Genomic DNA, 17951 nt, shown 5'->3' on the forward strand with positions numbered 1-17951 from the left:
CATGGAAATGGTGGCGCGCGTGGCGGCTTCGTTCTGGGGTGCGTCTGCGCTGGGTGCACTGCTGGGGTCGAACCTGACCGAGGGCATGAGCAGCATGGCGCTGCAGCAGGGCGGCATGGGCCTGATCCTGACGACGCTGATTCTGACTGCGCCCCCAATGGCTGCGATGTTCTTCCAGGGCACCCTGGGTACCTTCATGGCATATTCGCAGATAGGTGGTAGCGCCGTGCCGACCTTGTGTCCCAGAAATCGAAGTGAGCTGCGGAAGCGGCGGCGATCGACAAATGTGTCCGGCGAGCAGGGAGCAAGTGTCAGATTCGTTTGAGCTATCACGATCAATGCGCCGCAATCGCCGATCCGTCGCCCCGCTCGGGCGGACAGGCTGCCGGAAATTCAATCGTTGCCAGCGCTGAAACACTTGACGAAGCTCAATCGCTCGCGTTGAAGGAATGCGCCTCTGTGAATGATGGGGGAGCGTGTGAAGTCGCCTACTCGGCCTGCAGCATGTCGGAATTCAGGGCGTATCGCTGATCGCCAAGTTCCGCATGATATCTGTCAACAGGTATGCATGCCACGTCAGAAAAGGGCGCTATGCGTGACAGCGTCTGATATGGCTTGGACTTTTTCCAGTGTGCCCCGGAGACTTCATACGTGTTTGCAGATGGTTGCAAATTGGATCGGACGCGAGTGAGTGAAAATGACTAGTCGTTCGATGCAAGTGGTCGTAGCAGCAATGCTCTCGCTAGTATTCTCGTCCGCAAGTGCGGAGGGCAACTGTCCCCCTGCTATGTATCCGATCGGAGGACAGGGAGTACAGGGCTGTGCACCTATCCCGGGAGCAAACAATGGCGGGTTGACCGCTCCCGTCTCGCCGCCACAACCGTCTGGAGAATGGATCACCACCTGGGGTGCAATTGCCACATCCAAGCGGACGTCGCATGCAGGTGTGTCGACAGGGCAGCGAAGGAAGAGTGGAGCGGAGCAGGAAGCCCTTGGCAAGTGTGCTTCCGCGGGTGCGAACGATTGCAAGGTTATGCTTGCCTACTTCAATCAGTGTGCGGCATGGGTAGTTCCCAGCGGCCGGACAGGTCAGGGTGGATCTGGTATTGGACGCGGACCGACACTCGACGTGGCAGAGCGCGAAGCTCAGAAAGGCTGCACAAATGACCAAGCCGGGGCATGCGAGGTTTTCTATACGGATTGCACAAAGCCGATCTTCAAGGCGTATTGATGTTGCCGCCTCTCAGCTGTGCCTCCGGAACCGCTGGGCGAAGGGTTGAGTGGATGGTGAGCCGTTGCAAAATTTCACATGTCCAAATCAAACGAGTCCAATGAGTGGCAGGCGATAGCTGTCGCCATCAAAAGGCGGGCAGCTGAAGGAGCAGGGCTACAAGCTTTCTGCGACCTGTTTTAATCCGGGAGTCGCATCCGCGGCGCCATCCTCGGGGAAGGCGCAAGGATCACTGAATCAGGAGGTTGGGATGATGAAATGCGGTCTGGCCGGGGTGTTGGTTGCTGCTGCCGCCGGGTTTGTTGGAGGTATCAGTTCCGCGCACGCAGAAGGCAACTGTCCGCCGGGGATGTACCCCATTGGCGGCCAGGGTGTTCAGGGGTGTGCACCAATTCCCGGATCTAGTGGAACTTCCATGACTCCGTCCGCGCCGGCACCCGCGCCCGCTGGGGAATGGGTGAAAACCTGGGGCGCGATTGCGGTCTCGAAGGCCACGTCCGAGGCCGGTGTTTCAACCGGGATGAGATCCCGGCGAGCCGCTGAGAAGGAGGCGCTGTCCAAATGTGGTATCAGCGGAGCTCCTGATTGCTCGCTCAACATGACGTACTTCAACCAGTGCGTCTCATGGGCCATCCCTGCTGGCCGTTCGGGACGGGGGCAATCTGGTATTGGATCGGGACCCACGCCGGAAGCTGCACTTGAGACGGCGCGGTCACTGTGCAGGAACGATCAACCGGGCGGATGCGATGAAGTCTATGCGGATTGCACGCAGCCGGTGTTTGATCGCTATTGAGTGGCGTTGCGACAGGTGAGGCTCGCGCTTTGGGCCCCGCGGCGGGTGGGCTGCTGGGAGCCCATGCGGCGATGGTAGCGTGCGCCGAGCCGTGACCCACTTCGCCGGGCCCGCACGAACAATTGCGGAGTGCTGAACGTATGGATGGTGTATCCGGAATCGGGATCCATCAGCGCCAATCCCGATTTTATGTGATCAAGTGCGCTTTTCATCCCAAGCACCCTTCGACGAGCGCTGCCTCCTCGAAGTAAGCTGCGTGCGCGTCAAAATCCCGACGCGCCGGTGCCATCGAACACAGGAGCTTTTCCGTCCATGAGGACTGTGTCCCCCCGCGGTGCGGGTGACGCTTGCCACCATCGCGGTTGCCGTGGGCTCGGGGCTATCATCCGCCATGGCGGCCGCAGGGCACGTGCGAGGCATCGCCCCGTTTCCGGCCTCCGCTCGGGAACTGGCAAGACGGGATTGAAGGAGTTGCAGGGGATGGAGAAGGGGAGTGGCACGCACATGGACAATGCCCTGGCGTTCGTTCCGTCCGGCGCGAACCTGCTGGAAGCCGTACGCGGCGATCTGACCGGTAATGGTTTCCAGGACCAGCTCCTGGTGATCGACCAACCTCCTCCGGAGGGCTTGCTGCCCGGCGAGCACGGACCGAACCGGGTCCTGTTGTTGCTGCTGGGCGATGCCACGGGCCGCTGGCAGCTGGCGGCACGCAACGACAAGCTGGTGCCGTGCTCAACGCGCGGTGGCATTGCCGGTGATCCCTTCGCCTACGTGACGATTGAAGACGGCGCGTTCAGCGTGATCACCAACGGCGGGAGCCGCGAACGCTGGAGCAGCATCTACACCTTCCGGTATGCACCTGCCGAGCAGGCGTGCTGGGTGCATGGCGTGCAGTGCAAGGTGGTGGACACCGAAACCGAAGCAACCCACACGCGCGATTTCTCCGCGGCCGAGCTTGGCCGGGTGCGGTTCGAGGATTTCGATCCGTCCGTCGTCGCCGACGTCAGCTTGCCTTGAGTGCCATGCCTGTGAGGAGGCGGGAGTATCCAACGATGATCGAGCAGGAGTTTCACCGTGTCGCAGGATAGGGAGTCGTTGCTGTTGCGGCAGGCCACGGAGGCCGGCATGACTTCGTCCCGGGAACTGGCCAACTTCATGGCGCAGGCCGGGCATGAATCCCGTGGCTTGAGCCGTCTCAACGAGAGTTTCAACTTCACCCGGGGCATCTCGCAGATCCCGGTGGAAGCAGCGTGGCGCAATGGCAATGGCGCGCTTGAGAGCGCCCGCCAGGAGGCGCTGCGTGGGCGGCCGGAGAACCTGGCCGAACTGATGTATGGCGGGCGCATGGGCAATGACGCGCCCGGTGATGCACTGAAGTATCACGGCCGTGGCTATCTGCCGCTGGTCGGCAAGGAGAATTACGAGCGTGCCGGCAAGGCGCTGGACCTGGACCTGGTGAATCAGCCGGAGCTGGCCGCGCAACCCGAGCACGCAGGCCGTATTGCCGTGTGGCAGTGGCAGACGCGGGTGCCGGAAGCGGCGCGCGAGGACGTGCGCGAAGCGACGCGTGCCCTGAATGGCGCGCTCAACGGCATCGAAGCCCGCCAGCAGCGTTTTGACGTGTGGCAGCAGAAGCTGACCCCCGATGTGATGGCGCGCCTGGAGTGTGGCGAAGTGGGGGCGCCTGCCCAGCCCACAACGGGACGCGACATGTCGCAACCGGGCGAGCCGGGATACACGCTGTTCTCGGGAGCGCGCCAGCACCTGCAGCAGATGGGGCCGCAAAGCGGTCTGCGCAGCGTGCAGGAACTGGACAATGCCGCCGGCGCACTGGCGCTGAGCGCGCAGAAGGCGGGGATGTCGCGCATCGATCATCTCCTGGCGGGTAATGACGGTCGCACGCTGTTTGCTGTACAGGGCGCGCTGGGCGATCCGGCCATGCTGCGCGCATCGGTCGATCGCGAACAGGCGGCGCAGCAGCCGCTGGCGCAGAGCAGCCAGCAATTGGCTGCCAATGTCGCCCAGCAGGACCCGGCGGCCGCGCTCGCCCGCGAGCAGGAGCAGCGTTCTCGATCCCTGTAACACCGATGCCGGCGGGCAGGGTGCCCGCTGGCGCTTTACGTACGACGCGTGGCGCCCTGTGGCGCCGACATGGAAACCCACCCGTAAGGACACCACATGCGAATCGTTCCCCCGAATGCCCGCCACGCCGCTGCCCGCTGCAATGCACCCGTGCGTCGCCTGCCGCCGCTCTGGCTGCTGTCAGTTGGACTTGCCGCAGCGTCGGCACAAGCCCAGGAGGCAGCGGCGCCCGTCGTGGAGACGCGCCCCGCTGCCGAGGCTACCGTTGAGGCGCCTGCAGGGGCGGCGCCCGTTGCAGCGCCCGCGGCGGCCGACGCCGTTGTCGCGGCGCCGGCTCCCGAAGTACCGGCTGCCGCGACACCCCCTGCGACACCGGTGGTGGACACGCAGCCGGCGCCGGCTGCGGACCCGGCGCCTGCGCCCGTTCCGCCCGCAGCGGCGGCGCCTGTGGCTGCACCGCCTACAGTCGTCGAGTCAGCGGTCCCGGCGGTAGCGCCGGCACCGCCTGCATTGGCCATCGTGCCGTTGCCGCCCGAGCAGGCGACCGAGCGTGCGCTCGGTGCCCGCTGCCCGGTGGATCTGGCCGGGCGGCTGGCGAGCCAGGGCGACCTGCTGATCGGCGCCTGCCAGGGCACCATGCCGGCGCATCTGGCTGCGATGCTGGTCGCGCTGCCCGAGCAGGACATCCACCTGCCGCGCAGCTGGCGCGAGCGTGAGGTGCGGCAGAAGGCCTGGTTCAAGGCGGTGCCGGGCTACGGCCAGCGCCCGGACTTCATCGTGCGGATGGGCGACATCTGGGTGCGCTCGTTGGAAGGGCGCGACGCCGACAGCACGTTCTACCTGGTGTCGGCGCCGTTCACCTGCAGCGACCAGGTCGCCAACCGGGATGAGTACGGCGCGGAGCCGGTCCGCGTGCCAGCGGGTGAATGCCGCGAGGCCTATGTGGCCCAGCGTGTGTACCAGGTCCGCGGGGATGCGGCGCCGAGGGATGTAACCACCGATGCCATGCCGGCCATGCCGCAGCAGGCGGAAGCGGATCGTGCGCGCCAGCTCTCGCGTGAGGGACGGATCAGCCTGGACCACAGCAAGTTGCAGTATGGCCCGGCCATGCGCTGGTTCGTGCAGTATCCGGAGTCGGCGCAGAAGGGTGGTCCGCGCGCCTACGGTGACTGGAACCGCGAGCACATCGCGTTCGTGGTCTGGACCGGCGATCGCTTCGAGCTGCGCGACAAAGTCGCGCGGGCGCAGTGGCCCTGTGATCCGGTGGCGCCCGGCGATCGCGCCTGCGGTGGATTCCCGGATTCCGGGCCGGATCTGTTCGTGACGGCCGGAGCATCGCTGCCGGTGGCGGCCTCCAGCCCCTGAACCAGAGTGCCGATGTACAACGGGAGCCGGAAAGACCGGCTCCCGTGCTGTCCATCAGGCCTGCAGGCTGCGGGTCTGGTTCTGCTGCTGTTCCAGCTGCTGGTCGCGCTCCAGTGCAAGGCGCTGACCTGCGGCCTGCTGGTCGATGCGCTGGCTGCTCTGTTCCAGCGGTGTGTTCATCGCCACCGCCGTATCCACTGACACGCGAAGGTGGGCCGGGTCACCGCCCTGGCCCTGCACGGCAAAGCTGCGCGAGGCATCGGCATTCATGACCACTTCGTCGATGCGCTTGCCGCCCGCCGCATGCATTTCGGCGGCCAGGCTGCCGGCCAGTTGCGTGCTCATTACGTCTGGTACCCGGCCGACGCGGACGTCCTGCGCGTGCACGCCACGGATCGCGTCGTTGAACAGTGGGTTGCCCACATGGTTGGCGTCGTCCATGCGCAGCATGCTGGTGTGATGGCCGTTCTTCTCCGCTTCGCGGCGTGCCGGCTCACCGGGTTGCAGCGGGCCGCGGATGTGGTCGTACAGATCGACGGCGCCGCCCGGAATGCCCCGCGCCGCGCGGGTGACACCACGGCGCAGTGATTCAACGTCGTCGCGGTACTCCTCGATCATCCTGGCGTTGTCTTTTGCCAGCTTCTGCGTTTCCGGGTGTTTCAGCACCGAGCCGTCGCCGAGGAAGTTGCCCAGCTTGTGCGCACCGAACGAGCTGCCTGCGGCGATGATCGGCCGGTCAGGGATCAGGGCGCGCAACGAGTGATTGCTGAAGCCGTTTGCGGCGAGTGTCTTGATCTCATCCGGCTTGGCGTAGATGCGCACTTGGCCGAAGTGCGGCGAGGCAGAGCTGACCGGATCGGAGGCCATGACATGGTTGATCATGGTGTTGCCGCCTTCCGGGATGCGGTAGCTGAGGCTGACCGCGCCATAGGCGTTGAAGGTCTCGCCCTTGACATTGAAATGGTGCGAGGTGATCTGGGCCAGCGCGCCACCGAGAGAGTGGCCGGTGACGGTGACTTCGGGTGGGCGCTGTCCGAGATCCTGCCCCTCCTTCTTGGCGTAGGCCAGGGCGCGTTGGGTCAGCGCGATGGCGTCCGGTGCCTGGACGTTGGTGCGGGCGACAACCATGCCACCATCGGTCAGGATCGCATCGCGGGCGATCTGTTCGGTGCCGCGATGTGCGACGACAATTTCATTGGTGTCGACTCGCTGGTAGATCGTTCCCTGATAACCGTTCAATCGATTATCAACGTGCTCGAGGATCTTGTACTCATGCCCGTTGATCGCTACGAGCTCTTCCTTGCCGGGAGCGCGTCGACCGACCGCACGGTCCTTGTACACGTCGTCGGAAATACCCGCATAGTCTTGGCTGCTGAGGCTCATTGGCGGACCTCATTGGCTTCAAGTGAAGCCGAGAACAGCGAATTCTGCAGCTCAGGGCGGAACTTGGTGGGGTCTTCTTGGCCGCTTGCGCCGTAGTCAGGAATCTCGTTCACGCGCGGATAGTCCGAACGAGGATAGTGGCGAGTCTCGGTCTCGCCTTTCACGAATGGCGCTGCTTCAATAAATGAAAGGAAACGCGTCTCGCCCTCGGCCCCCGTCGCCTTCAGCATCGCGCCTGCACCGGTGAACTCCCACTTGCAGACACCGCGACCGTAGTAATCCTCATCCAGCATGCGGTCGATGTATACAGTGCCCCGGTACTCGCCATCAGCGACCTTGCGCAGTTCCACCGGTTCCTGGCTGGTAATCCGTGCAGCCGTGCCGGTGGCCGGCTCGATATAGCCACACTGGTCTTCGTTGGTGACGTCGTACTGCGCGACACCTTCGACCACCGCGAAATCGCCCGGGGCGTCCTTCAGGCGCAGCACCAGTTCATAGGCCTTGCGCGGGCTGGGGTTGAGCTTGGCGAGGCCGCGCCCACCCTGGGCGACATCGGCTTCAGCAGCGGCACGTTCCTGGTTCATGGCGGTCTCCGGATGGCAGGCGGTCAACAGAAGTAGAGCAAGGCACGGAATCATCTTGTGGCGCAATGTCGGCCTCCTGGTGTGTAAGGGTGAATGTGGCACTGGCGGCTCATGGCACGAGCTTCTGCACAGTGGTGGTGGTTGAGAACAGCGCATTGCGCAGCTCTTCGCTGTACCCCGACGGAGCTTCCTCGCCACTGGCGCCAAAGTTGGCGACAGTGTCGGCGCGCGGATAGACAAGGTTCGGGTAATAAAGCGTCAGAGGCGAGTCGTTCTCCATGCGCTTCTTGTCGATGAACGTCAGGAATCGCGTATCCGCCTTGCTGGTCGTGGCGCGCAACATCGCACCGACACCCGTCAGCGTCCAATGGCAGACGCCACGCCCGTAGTAGTCCTCATCCAGCATACGGTCCAGGTAAAACGTACCGCGGTACTCGTTCTCGCTGACCTTGTGCAGGGTGATGGGCTCCTGGCTGGTGATGCGGCCTGCAGTGCCTGTTGCAGGCACGATCCGTCCACAGTCTGCGTAGTTGATGGCGTCGTACTGGGCCACGCCCTCAACAACGGCGAACGGGCCTGGCGCGCCCTTCAGTGTCAGTACCAGCTCATAGGCCTGCTTCGGCGCCGGGTTGAGTTTGGCCAGGCCGCGTCCACCCGCGGCGACGTCGCGCTCGGCATCGGCGTAGGGCGAGCATGCCGCCAGCAGGACGAGGGCGAGCACTGCCAGCAGCGGCCGTCCCCTGTGTGCGAGGTGCGCTACACCCATGGCCCGATCCTGCATCGTGCGTCCATGTCCGTCTATCCTTCCTGGGTGGCAGGTTTCTCGATTATGGAACGTGCCGGGAGCCCTGTGCCACCCCTTGGAGACGGATTTTTGACGCTCCCGGGGCGCGCCGCCGGCAGATCGCTTGCCGCACAGGGCATCCGATCGTCGCGTTGGCTCTGACGCCGGACGCAGGTTCGCAGCTGAATCCGTGACCGGAATCGATCATTCACATGTCCATCACTTCATCAAAGGTGTTGTCCTTGAACTGCACGATCCGCCCTGAAACCCGCGAAGACCACGCGGTCATCCACGCACTCACCGAGGCGGCCTTCCGCGAAGCCCCGCACAGCAGCCACACCGAGCATTTCATTGTGGATGCACTGCGTTCGCGTGGAGCGCTGAGTCTTTCGCTGGTCGCCGAGAAGGACGGACAGGTCGTCGGGCACATCGCGCTGTCGCCGGTGACGATCAGCGATGGCAGCACCGGCTGGTTTGGCCTGGGGCCAATCTCGGTACTGCCCGGATGGCAGGGGCAGGGCATCGGTGCGGCGCTGATGCACGCGGCGCTCGGCGCATTGCGTGAGCAGGGGGCACAGGGCTGCGTATTGCTGGGAGAACCCGCGTATTACGGTCGATTCGGATTCCGCGCCGAGCCGGGCCTGGTGCTGCCGGGTGTGCCGCCAGAGTACTTCCAGGCGCTGTGCCTGCGGCCACCGATGGCGCAGGGAGAGGTGCAGTACTCGCCGGCATTCGAGGCCACGGCCTGATGATCGGGGCGGGCCTCGAACATCCGTCGAATGTCAGCCGTTGTACCGGAGATGGATCAGGGGATACGGGCGGCCCTGCGAATCCAGCGGTGAACGTCCGGTTTCGACGAAGCCCATGCGCTGGTAGAAGCCAACGGCCTGCGCGTTCTGTTCGTTGACGTCGGTACTGAGCTGCGGATGCAGGGCCAGCGCGTGCTGCAGCAACTGCCGGCCGATACCGGTGCCGCGTACGTCCGGATCGATGAACAGCGCTTCCATGTGCGTGCCGTCGATCAGCATGAAGCCAAGGGGGCGGTCCTGAGCGTCGACGGCCACGGTCGTCGGAGCCTGCGGCAGGAAGCCGGCGACTTCGGCATCGATGGCCTGGCGGTCGTCGGCGCTGAGGAAGTTGTGGGTGGCGTCGACGGCGCGGCGCCAGAGGTCGACGAGGGCGGCGCCGTCGTCGGCGCGCGAGGGACGGAGGGTGGTCATGGGTTCACCAAGGTGCTTGCAAAGAGCGCGTAGTATGGCGCGTCCCGACCCAGCGCGCAGGCGTGGATTCATCCGGTGTTGCGATGGCGGATGAAGGGGCTGTAGGCAGTGGCCTCCGCGCGCAGCACCACGCCATCCTCGAAATCGCCGCTGTCGTTGAAGGGCACGGTGGGCCACCGCGGCCATTGCGCCAGGCGTTCGCGGTAGTAGTGGGTTGCTGCAGCCAATGCCTCGTCGTGTGCCTGCACGCGCTCCGCTGCCAGCCCGGAACGCACGCCATGCACCAGATGCGGCTCCAGCACGTCGAAGCCGACGTAGCGCAGGCTGTACATCAAGGGCCACAGCAACAACCGGGTATCTCCCTCGCGGCCGTCGACGGCGCAGGCCCGTGCCGATGAGCCGGTGGTGACGCTCAGCAACGCACGCTTGCCGCGCATCGCGCCGTGCTCGTGGCGCAGGCGGCTGTTGTACATCGGCCCGTAAACCAGCACGCGATCCAGCCAGCCCTTGAGGATTGCCGGCGGCGCGAACCACCACAGCGGGAACTGCAGGATGACCAGATCCGCGGCCTGCAGCAGCTGCAGATGGCGCTGCACATCGGCGGGCAGCCGACCCTGTTCGGCGCCGTGGCGTTGTTCGCGCTGGGCATCGAAACGGCCGGGCTGCAGGCGACTTGAATGATGGTGGGCCGCTTCCAGCGGATCGAAGCCCTCTGCATACAGGTCGACCACGTCCACCTGCAGCGCGTCATGCCGCAGCTGCTCCGCGGCCTGCGCGGCCAGGTGGGCGTTGAAGGAGCGGGGTTCGGGATGGGCAAGCAGGATCAGGGCGCGCATGGGGCGAGGTGTTCGAGGAGTGTGCGACCATCCTCGCGGCGCCGGTATGCCCCGGCAATTACGCACCTTGAGGTAACCATGGCCTATCCGGGCGATGTCTATGCCGCCGATTGCTCGGCACGCGATGCGCTGGCGCTGATCTCCGGCAAGTGGGTGATGCTGCTGTTGCCGGCGCTGGCGCAGGGCCCGCAACGCAATGGCGCGCTGCTGAGGAAGATCGAAGGGATCTCGCAGAAGGTGTTGACCCAGAGCCTGCGGCAGCTGGAGCGCAACGGCCTGGTCGAGCGGTGTGATCTGGGCAGCAAGCCACTGCATGTGGAATACCGGCTGACCGAGGTCGCACGTGGACTGGTTGACACGCTGTCCGCCCTGGACCGTTGGGCCGAGCACAATTTCCCGGCGCTGGACGCTGCCCGCGAGCGCTTCGACGCGCGTTAGCGGCGCCTGCACGGCCGCGGGCGTACAATGCGGCCCCGGCGGCCATCCTGGCCCTGCAGACACGCGAGAACCGCCATGACCGACGCCCTGGGTGTACCGGTGCACGACGCCGATGAACACTGGATGCGCCATGCGCTGGCGCTGGCCGAGCGTGCGCAGCGCGAGTACGACGAGATCCCCGTTGGTGCGGTACTGGTGGGCGCCGATGGCCAGCTGCTGGGCGAGGGCTGGAACCTCAACATCGCTTCGCACGATCCCAGTGCGCATGCTGAGATCGTGGCCATGCGGGCCGGTGGCACGCGGCTGGCCAATCATCGGCTGCTCGGCAGCACCCTGTACGTGACCCTGGAACCGTGCGCGATGTGCGCGATGGCCATCGTGCATGCACGCGTTGCCCGCCTGGTCTACGGCGCCAGCGACCCCAAGACCGGCGCCTGCGGCAGCGTGTTCGACCTGCTGGGCGATGCCCGCCACAACCACCGGGTGGAGATCCACGGTGGGGTGCTGGCCACGGAGGCCAGCATGCGCCTGACCAATTATTTCCGTGCCAAGCGTGGCAAGCCGCCGCTGCTGCTGGAAGACCATGCCGGCGAGGCCTGAGGGGGCGAACCGGTATGATGGGCGCCTCTTTCCATCACCGGCAGGCCGCGCGCCTGCCCAGCAACGAGGCGACACATGGCGGACAACGGCGCGGCCAACGAGCGACTGATCTGGATCGACCTGGAAATGACCGGGTTGGATACCGACAACGATTCGATCATCGAGATCGCCACCGTGGTCACCGATGCCCAGCTCAACGTGCTGGCCGAAGGGCCGGAATTCGCCATCCACCACCCGCTGGAAACGCTGGAAGCGATGGACGAGTGGAATCGCAACCAGCACCGCCGCTCGGGCCTGTGGCAGCGCGTGGTGGACAGCACCACCACCCTGGGCCAGGCCGAGGCGCAGACGGTGAACTTCCTGGCGCAGTGGATCCCGGCCGGCCTGTCGCCGATGTGCGGCAACTCGATCTGCCAGGATCGCCGCTTCCTGCACCGCCAGATGCCGCGACTGGAGAAGTACTTCCACTACCGCAACCTGGACGTGTCCACGGTGAAGGAACTGGCCAAGCGCTGGGCGCCGAGCGTGGCCGCCGGCGTCGGCAAGAACAGCAACCACACCGCGCTGAGCGACGTGCACGATTCGATCGCTGAGCTGCGCCACTACCGCCAGTTCATGGGCGCGCTGTCGGGGCTGCCGGTTGCCTGAACAACGACGCCGGGCATGGCCCGGCGCTATCGGATGACACGCCAACGGGTAGTGCCGGCCGCTGGCCGGCAAGGCGCCGGGGTCGGATCCCTTTCCTGCGGAAAGGGCTCTGACCCCTCTGTCGTACCCCGCGACGAACCGTTCAACTTCCTGGCGCTAAGATCGGCGCCATGAACGAGCCGATCCTGCTCCCCCGCGACATCGCCCATGACGCCCGCGACTGGTCCGACCTGCAGCGCGCGGTGGCCCTGCTGGAAGCGCCGACCCTGACCGCGCGCATGGCCAACCTGGTCGGCACGCCACTGGAGTTCGCGGTGAAGGCGCTGCCCAGCTCGGTCTCCAACCGCATCCACGGCGCCGTGCAGGCGGCGCTGAGCAAATCGGCACAGGCCGCGCTGTGGAGCATGGACAACACCCCCGGCAAGGGGGCGTCCACCCGCTGGCACAAACTGGCGGCGGCCACCTCGGGCGCGGTCGGTGGGGCCTTCGGCTTCGCGGCCTTGTTCATCGAGCTGCCGGTGTCGACCACCATCATGATGCGTGCGGTGGCCGACGTGGCCCGCAGCGAGGGCTTCGACCTGTCCGAGTTCAGCACCCGCCAGGCGTGCCTGGAGGTGTTCGCGTTGGGCGGCAACTCGCCGCGCGATGATGCCAGCGAGACCGGCTACTACCTGGCCCGCGGCTTCACCACGGATGTGATGCGCCACCTGTCGGCCGAGCTGGCCGGGCGCGTGGTGACCGGCCGCGACCTGACCCTGGGCGTGGCGCCAAAGGAAGCTGGCAAGCTGCTGGCGAAGATGGTGGAGAAGGTGGCGGCGCGCTTCGGCGTAGTGGTTACCGAGAAATTTGCCGCACAGGCGGTGCCGATCGTCGGTGCGGCCGCGGGTGCAACACTGAATACCATGTTCACCGACTACTACCAGGACATGGCGCGCGGCCACTTCATCGTGCGCCGTCTCGAGCTGAAGTACGGGGAAGATGTGGTGCGCACCTGCTATGACCGCGTGGCGCATGGCGGCGTGCTGATCGAGCCCACGCTGTAACCGGCTTCGGGGTCGGAGCCCTTTGCGTTGCAAAGGGATCCGACCCCGGTTGCGCGCGGGGTCGGATCCCGTTCCGCAGGAAGGGGCTCTGCCCCCCGGCCGGTCATCCTTGCCTTGGGGGAACAATTGTTTTGCCAGTACATGCCTGTTGCCTGGCAGCTGGCATCCCCATCCTTTGCGGCAGTCCCCCCCGCAAGAGATCGCCGCCATGTTGTTCACTCCCCACCGCCTGGGCGCCTTGACCCTGCCCAACCGCATCGTGATGCCGCCGATGACCCGCTCGCGTGCCGCCGACGGCAACGTCGCCACCGCGGACATGGCCGCCTACTACGCCCAACGCGCCAGTGCTGGCCTGATCGTCAGCGAAGGCACCCAGATCAGCCCGCAGGGCCAGGGCTATGCCTGGACCCCGGGCATCCACAGTCCGGAACAGGTGCAGGGCTGGCGCCGGGTGACCGATGCCGTGCACGCCGCTGGCGGCCGCATCTACGCCCAGCTGTGGCATGTGGGCCGGGTCTCGCACGTGGCCCTGCAGCCGGGTGGTGCCGCACCGGTGTCGTCGTCGGCGCTGCTGGCCGAAGGCGTGAAGGTGTTTGTCGACCCTGCAGGCGCTGGCCCGGAAGCGGGCGTGGGCGAGATGATCCAGCACTCGATGCCGCGCGCGCTGCGCGAAGACGAGATTCCGGGCATCATCGCCGACTATGCACAGGCCACCCGCAATGCACTGGCCGCCGGCTTCGATGGCGTCGAGCTGCACGGTGCCAATGGCTACCTGATCAACCAGTTCATCGACTCGCAGGCCAACCGGCGCACCGACGGCTATGGCGGCGCGTTGCAGAACCGGCTGCGGTTCCTGCGCGAGGTCGTGCAGGCGGTGACGGCCGTAGCCGGTGGTGACCGCGTCGGTGTCCGTCTGGCGCCGCTGACGACATTGCAGGGCGCGGTGGACGATACGCCACAGGCGACCTATCTGGCCGCGGCGCACCTGCTGGGTGAGCTGGGCGTGGGCTACCTGCACATCGCCGAAGCCGACTGGGACGATGCACCGTTGATGCCGGTGGCGTTCAAGCAGGCGCTGCGCATGGTCTACCCGGGCACGCTGATCTACGCCGGCAAGTACACCGCCGAACGCGCCGAGCAGGCACTGGCTGAAGGCTGGGCTGACCTGATCGGCTTCGGTCGCCCGTTCATCGCCAACCCGGACCTGCCGGAGCGACTGCGTACCGGTGCGGCGCTGAATCCGCCGGATCGTGCGACATTCTTTGGCGGTGGCGCGGTCGGCTTCACCGATTATCCGACGCTGGAAGAGAGCGTCGCGGCCTGATCCTGGCCGCTGCCGGCCGCTGCCGGCCGCTGCCGGCCGCTGGCCGGCATTCCGATGTCGTATCGCCGATGGGTGGGTGCCGACCGTTGGTCGGCACTACCGGCATGGATCAGGGCTTGTCGCGCACCAGCGCGTCAGCCTCTATCACGCCGCCATCCTTTCCATGCAGGTACAGGTGCATGTCCTGCTGCGGGTACGGGATGTTGATGCCGGCCTTGTCAAAGCCCAGCTTCAGCTGCTCCAGCAGCGTGACCTTGGTACCGAACCAGTCGGCCGACTTCACGTAGCAGCGGATGCCCAGGTTGATGGCGTGCGCGCCCAGCTCATACACCACCACGTCCGGTGCCGGTGTCTGCAGCACGCGTGGGTCGGCCTTCATCAACGCCAGCGCGGTATCGCGCGCCAGCTGGATGTTGTCTTCATAGCCGATGCCGATCACCAGTTCGACGCGGCGCGTCGGTTCGGCGGTGAGGTTGATGATCGGTGCGGCAGTGATCAGCGTGTTCGGAATGGTGGTGTGCTGGTTGTCGGCACCGGTGATGACGGTCTGGAAGATGCGCACTTCGCGCACCGTGCCGGTCTGTCCGGCCACGGTGACCACATCGCCCACACGGAACGGTCGCAGCGTCACCAGCATCACGCCCGAGGCGATGTTGGACAGCGAATCCTTCAATGCCAGGCCGACGGCCAGGCCAGCGGTACCGAGCACGGCCAGCAACGGGGTGATCTGCACGCCCAGCGTGCCGATCGCCAGCACCACCACGATCACAAGCGATGCGGCATACACCACGTTGCGCAGGAAGCTGCCCAGCATCGGGTCCACGCCCATGCGAGCCGTAGCGCGCGGCATCGCGTTGGACAGGCGCCGTGCCACCCACAGGCCCACCAGCAGCACCACGATCGCGGCCAGCAACGGTACGCCGTAGGTTTCCAGCAGGCGCTCCCAGTTGAGCGAGTGGAACCAGGGCGTTGCGGCGGGGGCGGGTCGGGCGGCGGCGATCATGCGGGAGTTCCTTTGCTGCTGAGGGACAGGCGCGAGGTGCGCGTGGCGTGCACGGACGCCAGAAACAGCAAGCCCCGCAGAGGCGGGGCTTGCGTGCGGCAGCAGTATGTGCGGACGTCGATGAAAGCGACGTCAGCCCATTACGGCATCAGCCGTTGGCCTTCAGCTTGGCCAGGCGCAGCCAGGTATCGACCACGGTGTCCGGGTTCAGCGACACCGACTCGATGCCTTCCTGCATCAGCCATTCGGCCAGATCCGGGTGATCGGATGGGCCCTGGCCGCAGATGCCGACGTACTTGCCCTTGGCGCGTGCGGCCTTGATCGCCATCGACAGCAGCTTCTTCACTGCCGGGTTCCGTTCGTCGAACAGGTGCGCGACGATCGACGAGTCGCGGTCCAGGCCCAGGCTGAGCTGGGTCAGGTCGTTGGAGCCGATCGAGAAGCCGTCGAAGATCTCCAGGAACTCGTCGGCGAGCAGTGCGTTGGACGGCACTTCGCACATCATGATGATCTTCAGGCCGTTCTCGCCCTGCTTCAGGCCGTTCTGTTCCAGCACCTCGACGACCTTGCGGCCTTCTTCCAGGGTGCGCACGAACGGAATCATGACCCACAGGTTGTCCAGGCCCATTTCGTTGCGCACGCGCAGCACGGCCTTGCACTCCAGCGCGAAGGCGGCCGAGAAGCTCGGGTCGACGTAACGGCTGGCGCCGCGGAAGCCGATCATCGGGTTTTCTTCGTGCGGCTCGTAGTTGCTGCCGCCGATCAGGTTGGCGTACTCGTTGGACTTGAAATCCGACAGGCGCACGATCACCGGGTTCGGTGCAACCGAGGCGGTGAGCGTGGCGATGCCTTCGGCCAGGCGGTCCACGTAGAAGCTGACCGGATCGCCGTAGCCGGCGATCTTCTCGTCGATCTTCTTCTTGGTCGCCGCATCCTGGCGGTCGTATTCCAGCAGCGCGTTCGGGTGGATGCCGATGTGGCTGGCGATGATCATTTCCAGGCGGGCCAGGCCGATGCCGGCGTTCGGCAGCTGGCCGAAGTCGAAGGCACGTTCCGGGTTGGCCACGTTCATCATGATCTTCAGCGGTGCCGGCGGCATGTTGCCCAGATCGGTGGTGGTGCGCTCGAAGCCGAGCTTTCCTTCGTAGATGAAGCCGGTATCACCTTCAGCGCAGCTGACGGTGACCAGCTGGCCATCTTCGATCACCTTGGTGGCGTTGCCCGAACCGACCACGGCCGGCACGCCCAGCTCGCGCGCGATGATCGCGGCGTGGCAGGTACGGCCGCCACGGTTGGTGACGATGGCCGAAGCGCGCTTCATCACCGGTTCCCAGTCGGGATCGGTCATGTCGGCGATCAGTACGTCGCCCGGCTGCACGCGGTTCATGTCGTCCAGCGTCTTCACCACGCGGGCCACGCCCGAGCCGATCTTGGCGCCGACGGCGCGGCCTTCGGCCAGCACGTTGCCGCCCTTTTCGGTCAGCGCGAAGCGCTCGATCTGGGTGGCGTGGCTGCGCGACTTCACCGTTTCCGGGCGCGCCTGCACGATGAACAGCTTGCCGCTGACGCCGTCCTTGGCCCACTCGATGTCCATCGGGCGGCCGTAGTGCTTTTCGATGACCAGCGCCTGCTTGGACAGTTCCTGCACGTCCTCGTCGCTGATCGAGAAGGTGTTGCGCAGCTCGGCCGGGGTGTCCTCGATCCTGACGCGCTCACCCGGGACATCCGAGTACACCATGCGGATCGCCTTGCTGCCGAGCGAGCGGCGCAGGATCGCCGGCTTGCCGGCCTGCAGGGTGGGCTTGTAGACGTAGTACTCGTCGGGATTGACCGCGCCCTGCACGACCATTTCGCCCAGGCCGAACGAAGAGGTGACGAACACCACGTCGCGGAAGCCGGACTCGGTGTCCAGGGTGAACAGCACGCCGGACGAACCGACGCCCGAACGCACCATCAGCTGCACGCCGGCGGACAGGAACACGTCCTCATGCTTGAAGCCGTGGTGCACGCGGTAGGCGATGGCGCGGTCGTTGTACAGCGAGGCGAACACTTCCTTGACCTTGTGCACGACGTCGTCGGCACCGGTGACGTTGAGGAAGGTTTCCTGCTGGCCGGCGAAGGACGCATCCGGCAGATCCTCGGCGGTGGCCGAGGAACGCACGGCCACGGCCACGTCGCCGCCGCCGTTGTCGGCGCTCAGCTTGGCGTAGGCGGTGCGGATGTCCTGATCCAGCTGCGGCTGCAGCGGCGCATCGATCACCCAGCTGCGGATTTCCTTGCCGGCGGCGGTCAGCGCGTTGACGTCCTCGACGTCCAGCGTGGCCAGCCTGTCGAAGATGCGCTTGGACAGATCGTTGTGCGCAATGAAGTCCTTGAAGGCTTCAGCGGTGGTGGCATAACCGCCCGGCACCGAAACGCCCAGACCGGCCAGGTTGCCGATCATCTCGCCCAGCGACGAATTCTTGCCGCCTACGCGGGCCAGATCGGCCAGACGCAGTTCGTGCAACCACAGGATGTTCTCGTTCAAGCGCGATGCTCCGTTTGGCCATCGCCCGAGGCGGGCTGAGTGGCCGCGTCCGTAGGAAGAAGCCGATATGATGCCGGGCAGAGCACCGTC

General features: G+C 65.7%; 19 protein-coding genes and 1 pseudogene. 13 read left to right on the forward strand and 7 right to left on the reverse strand.

Features of this window, described 5'->3' with window-relative positions; all coding sequences use genetic code 11:
- The 7 genes and pseudogenes from AC5P53_RS12655 to AC5P53_RS12685 form a co-directional block, all read left to right on the forward strand.
- Positions 1–325, forward strand: a pseudogene (locus tag AC5P53_RS12655) (hypothetical protein); the annotation flags it as partial.
- Entirely contained in the window at positions 316–531 is a 216-nt protein-coding gene (locus AC5P53_RS12660) for a DUF4189 domain-containing protein (RefSeq protein WP_495227456.1), read from the forward strand. The pseudogene AC5P53_RS12655 and the gene AC5P53_RS12660, both read left to right, overlap by 10 nt.
- 256 nt (positions 532–787) lie before the next feature.
- Positions 788–1231, forward strand: a complete 444-nt coding sequence (locus tag AC5P53_RS12665; protein ID WP_232503912.1) for a DUF4189 domain-containing protein — start codon at positions 788–790, stop codon at positions 1229–1231.
- Between the two features lie 415 nt (positions 1232–1646).
- Positions 1647–2024, forward strand: coding sequence for a DUF4189 domain-containing protein (locus AC5P53_RS12670; protein ID WP_262217551.1), 378 nt, complete (start codon positions 1647–1649; stop codon positions 2022–2024).
- Between the two features lie 480 nt (positions 2025–2504).
- A complete protein-coding gene (locus tag AC5P53_RS12675; RefSeq protein ID WP_241887490.1) occupies positions 2505–3041 on the forward strand; it encodes a hypothetical protein in 537 nt (178 codons plus the stop codon).
- 57 nt (positions 3042–3098) lie between these two features.
- Positions 3099–4106 carry an XVIPCD domain-containing protein gene (locus tag AC5P53_RS12680; RefSeq protein WP_495227405.1) on the forward strand — a complete coding sequence of 336 codons (1008 nt, stop codon included), beginning with the start codon at positions 3099–3101 and terminating at the stop codon, positions 4104–4106.
- A gap of 96 nt (positions 4107–4202) precedes the next feature.
- Positions 4203–5471, forward strand: coding sequence for a hypothetical protein (locus tag AC5P53_RS12685; protein ID WP_495227406.1), 1269 nt, complete (start codon positions 4203–4205; stop codon positions 5469–5471).
- A 54-nt stretch (positions 5472–5525) separates the two neighbouring features.
- On the opposite strand, the gene AC5P53_RS12690 is transcribed toward AC5P53_RS12685, so the two are convergent.
- From AC5P53_RS12690 to AC5P53_RS12700, 3 genes are read right to left on the reverse strand one after another with little or no spacing between them, the layout of a single operon-like run.
- Positions 5526–6854: an XVIPCD domain-containing protein gene (locus AC5P53_RS12690; RefSeq protein ID WP_197574413.1), complete on the reverse strand. Its 1329-nt coding sequence runs from the start codon at positions 6852–6854 to the stop codon at positions 5526–5528.
- On the reverse strand, positions 6851–7504 hold the full coding sequence (locus tag AC5P53_RS12695) for a hypothetical protein (protein ID WP_014647564.1): 654 nt from the start codon (positions 7502–7504) through the stop codon (positions 6851–6853). Before AC5P53_RS12695 ends, AC5P53_RS12690 begins: the two co-directional genes overlap by 4 nt.
- Before the next feature lie 43 nt (positions 7505–7547).
- A complete protein-coding gene (locus AC5P53_RS12700) occupies positions 7548–8204 on the reverse strand; it encodes a hypothetical protein (protein ID WP_238381466.1) in 657 nt (218 codons plus the stop codon).
- Between the two features lie 260 nt (positions 8205–8464).
- On the opposite strand from AC5P53_RS12700, the gene AC5P53_RS12705 reads away from it, so the two are divergent.
- Complete coding sequence (locus tag AC5P53_RS12705; protein WP_241887449.1) at positions 8465–8971, forward strand: GNAT family N-acetyltransferase; 507 nt, start codon at positions 8465–8467, stop codon at positions 8969–8971.
- Between the two features lie 33 nt (positions 8972–9004).
- On the opposite strand, the gene AC5P53_RS12710 is transcribed toward AC5P53_RS12705, so the two are convergent.
- Both AC5P53_RS12710 and AC5P53_RS12715 read right to left on the reverse strand, forming a co-directional pair.
- Positions 9005–9442 (reverse strand): acetyltransferase, encoded by a 438-nt coding sequence (locus AC5P53_RS12710; RefSeq protein ID WP_241887450.1) that lies wholly within the window; start codon positions 9440–9442, stop codon positions 9005–9007.
- A gap of 68 nt (positions 9443–9510) precedes the next feature.
- Complete coding sequence (locus AC5P53_RS12715) at positions 9511–10278, reverse strand: NAD(P)H-dependent oxidoreductase (RefSeq protein ID WP_046431296.1); 768 nt, start codon at positions 10276–10278, stop codon at positions 9511–9513.
- 78 nt (positions 10279–10356) lie between these two features.
- Between AC5P53_RS12715 and AC5P53_RS12720 the strand changes: the two genes are divergently transcribed.
- The 5 genes from AC5P53_RS12720 (at position 10357) to AC5P53_RS12740 (ending at position 14331) form a co-directional block, all read left to right on the forward strand.
- Positions 10357–10716 (forward strand): winged helix-turn-helix transcriptional regulator, encoded by a 360-nt coding sequence (locus AC5P53_RS12720; protein WP_241887453.1) that lies wholly within the window; start codon positions 10357–10359, stop codon positions 10714–10716.
- Positions 10717–10791: 75 nt separating this feature from the next.
- A complete protein-coding gene (tadA, locus tag AC5P53_RS12725) occupies positions 10792–11316 on the forward strand; it encodes a tRNA adenosine(34) deaminase TadA (RefSeq protein WP_241887457.1) in 525 nt (174 codons plus the stop codon).
- Between the two features lie 75 nt (positions 11317–11391).
- Complete coding sequence (gene orn, locus AC5P53_RS12730; RefSeq protein WP_014647557.1) at positions 11392–11964, forward strand: oligoribonuclease; 573 nt, start codon at positions 11392–11394, stop codon at positions 11962–11964.
- A gap of 170 nt (positions 11965–12134) precedes the next feature.
- Complete coding sequence (locus AC5P53_RS12735; RefSeq protein WP_014647556.1) at positions 12135–13007, forward strand: EcsC family protein; 873 nt, start codon at positions 12135–12137, stop codon at positions 13005–13007.
- A 208-nt stretch (positions 13008–13215) separates the two neighbouring features.
- Positions 13216–14331, forward strand: coding sequence for an alkene reductase (locus AC5P53_RS12740; protein WP_241887459.1), 1116 nt, complete (start codon positions 13216–13218; stop codon positions 14329–14331).
- A 109-nt stretch (positions 14332–14440) separates the two neighbouring features.
- On the opposite strand, the gene AC5P53_RS12745 is transcribed toward AC5P53_RS12740, so the two are convergent.
- Both AC5P53_RS12745 and ppsA read right to left on the reverse strand, forming a co-directional pair.
- Positions 14441–15334: a mechanosensitive ion channel family protein gene (locus AC5P53_RS12745; protein WP_049408109.1), complete on the reverse strand. Its 894-nt coding sequence runs from the start codon at positions 15332–15334 to the stop codon at positions 14441–14443.
- 148 nt (positions 15335–15482) lie between these two features.
- A complete protein-coding gene (ppsA, locus tag AC5P53_RS12750; protein ID WP_014647553.1) occupies positions 15483–17861 on the reverse strand; it encodes a phosphoenolpyruvate synthase in 2379 nt (792 codons plus the stop codon).
- Positions 17862–17951: the final 90 nt, after the last annotated feature.

The organism is Stenotrophomonas sp. YJH_SMC_82 (assembly GCF_059368875.1).

Excerpts from the sequence above, each read along its gene's own strand:
- AC5P53_RS12665 (WP_232503912.1), top strand. The coding sequence starts at position 788 with ATGTATCCGATCGGAGGACAGGGAGTACAGGGCTGTGCACCTATCCCG.
- AC5P53_RS12670 (WP_262217551.1), top strand. The coding sequence starts at position 1,647 with ATGACTCCGTCCGCGCCGGCACCCGCGCCCGCTGGGGAATGGGTGAAA.
- AC5P53_RS12675 (WP_241887490.1), top strand. The coding sequence starts at position 2,505 with ATGGAGAAGGGGAGTGGCACGCACATGGACAATGCCCTGGCGTTCGTT.
- AC5P53_RS12685 (WP_495227406.1), top strand. The coding sequence starts at position 4,203 with ATGCGAATCGTTCCCCCGAATGCCCGCCACGCCGCTGCCCGCTGCAAT.
- AC5P53_RS12690 (WP_197574413.1), bottom strand. The coding sequence starts at position 6,854 with ATGAGCCTCAGCAGCCAAGACTATGCGGGTATTTCCGACGACGTGTAC.
- AC5P53_RS12700 (WP_238381466.1), bottom strand. The coding sequence starts at position 8,204 with ATGGGTGTAGCGCACCTCGCACACAGGGGACGGCCGCTGCTGGCAGTG.
- AC5P53_RS12710 (WP_241887450.1), bottom strand. The coding sequence starts at position 9,442 with ATGACCACCCTCCGTCCCTCGCGCGCCGACGACGGCGCCGCCCTCGTC.
- AC5P53_RS12715 (WP_046431296.1), bottom strand. The coding sequence starts at position 10,278 with ATGCGCGCCCTGATCCTGCTTGCCCATCCCGAACCCCGCTCCTTCAAC.
- AC5P53_RS12720 (WP_241887453.1), top strand. The coding sequence starts at position 10,357 with ATGGCCTATCCGGGCGATGTCTATGCCGCCGATTGCTCGGCACGCGAT.
- tadA (WP_241887457.1), top strand. The coding sequence starts at position 10,792 with ATGACCGACGCCCTGGGTGTACCGGTGCACGACGCCGATGAACACTGG.
- orn (WP_014647557.1), top strand. The coding sequence starts at position 11,392 with ATGGCGGACAACGGCGCGGCCAACGAGCGACTGATCTGGATCGACCTG.
- AC5P53_RS12735 (WP_014647556.1), top strand. The coding sequence starts at position 12,135 with ATGAACGAGCCGATCCTGCTCCCCCGCGACATCGCCCATGACGCCCGC.
- AC5P53_RS12740 (WP_241887459.1), top strand. The coding sequence starts at position 13,216 with ATGTTGTTCACTCCCCACCGCCTGGGCGCCTTGACCCTGCCCAACCGC.
- AC5P53_RS12745 (WP_049408109.1), bottom strand. The coding sequence starts at position 15,334 with ATGATCGCCGCCGCCCGACCCGCCCCCGCCGCAACGCCCTGGTTCCAC.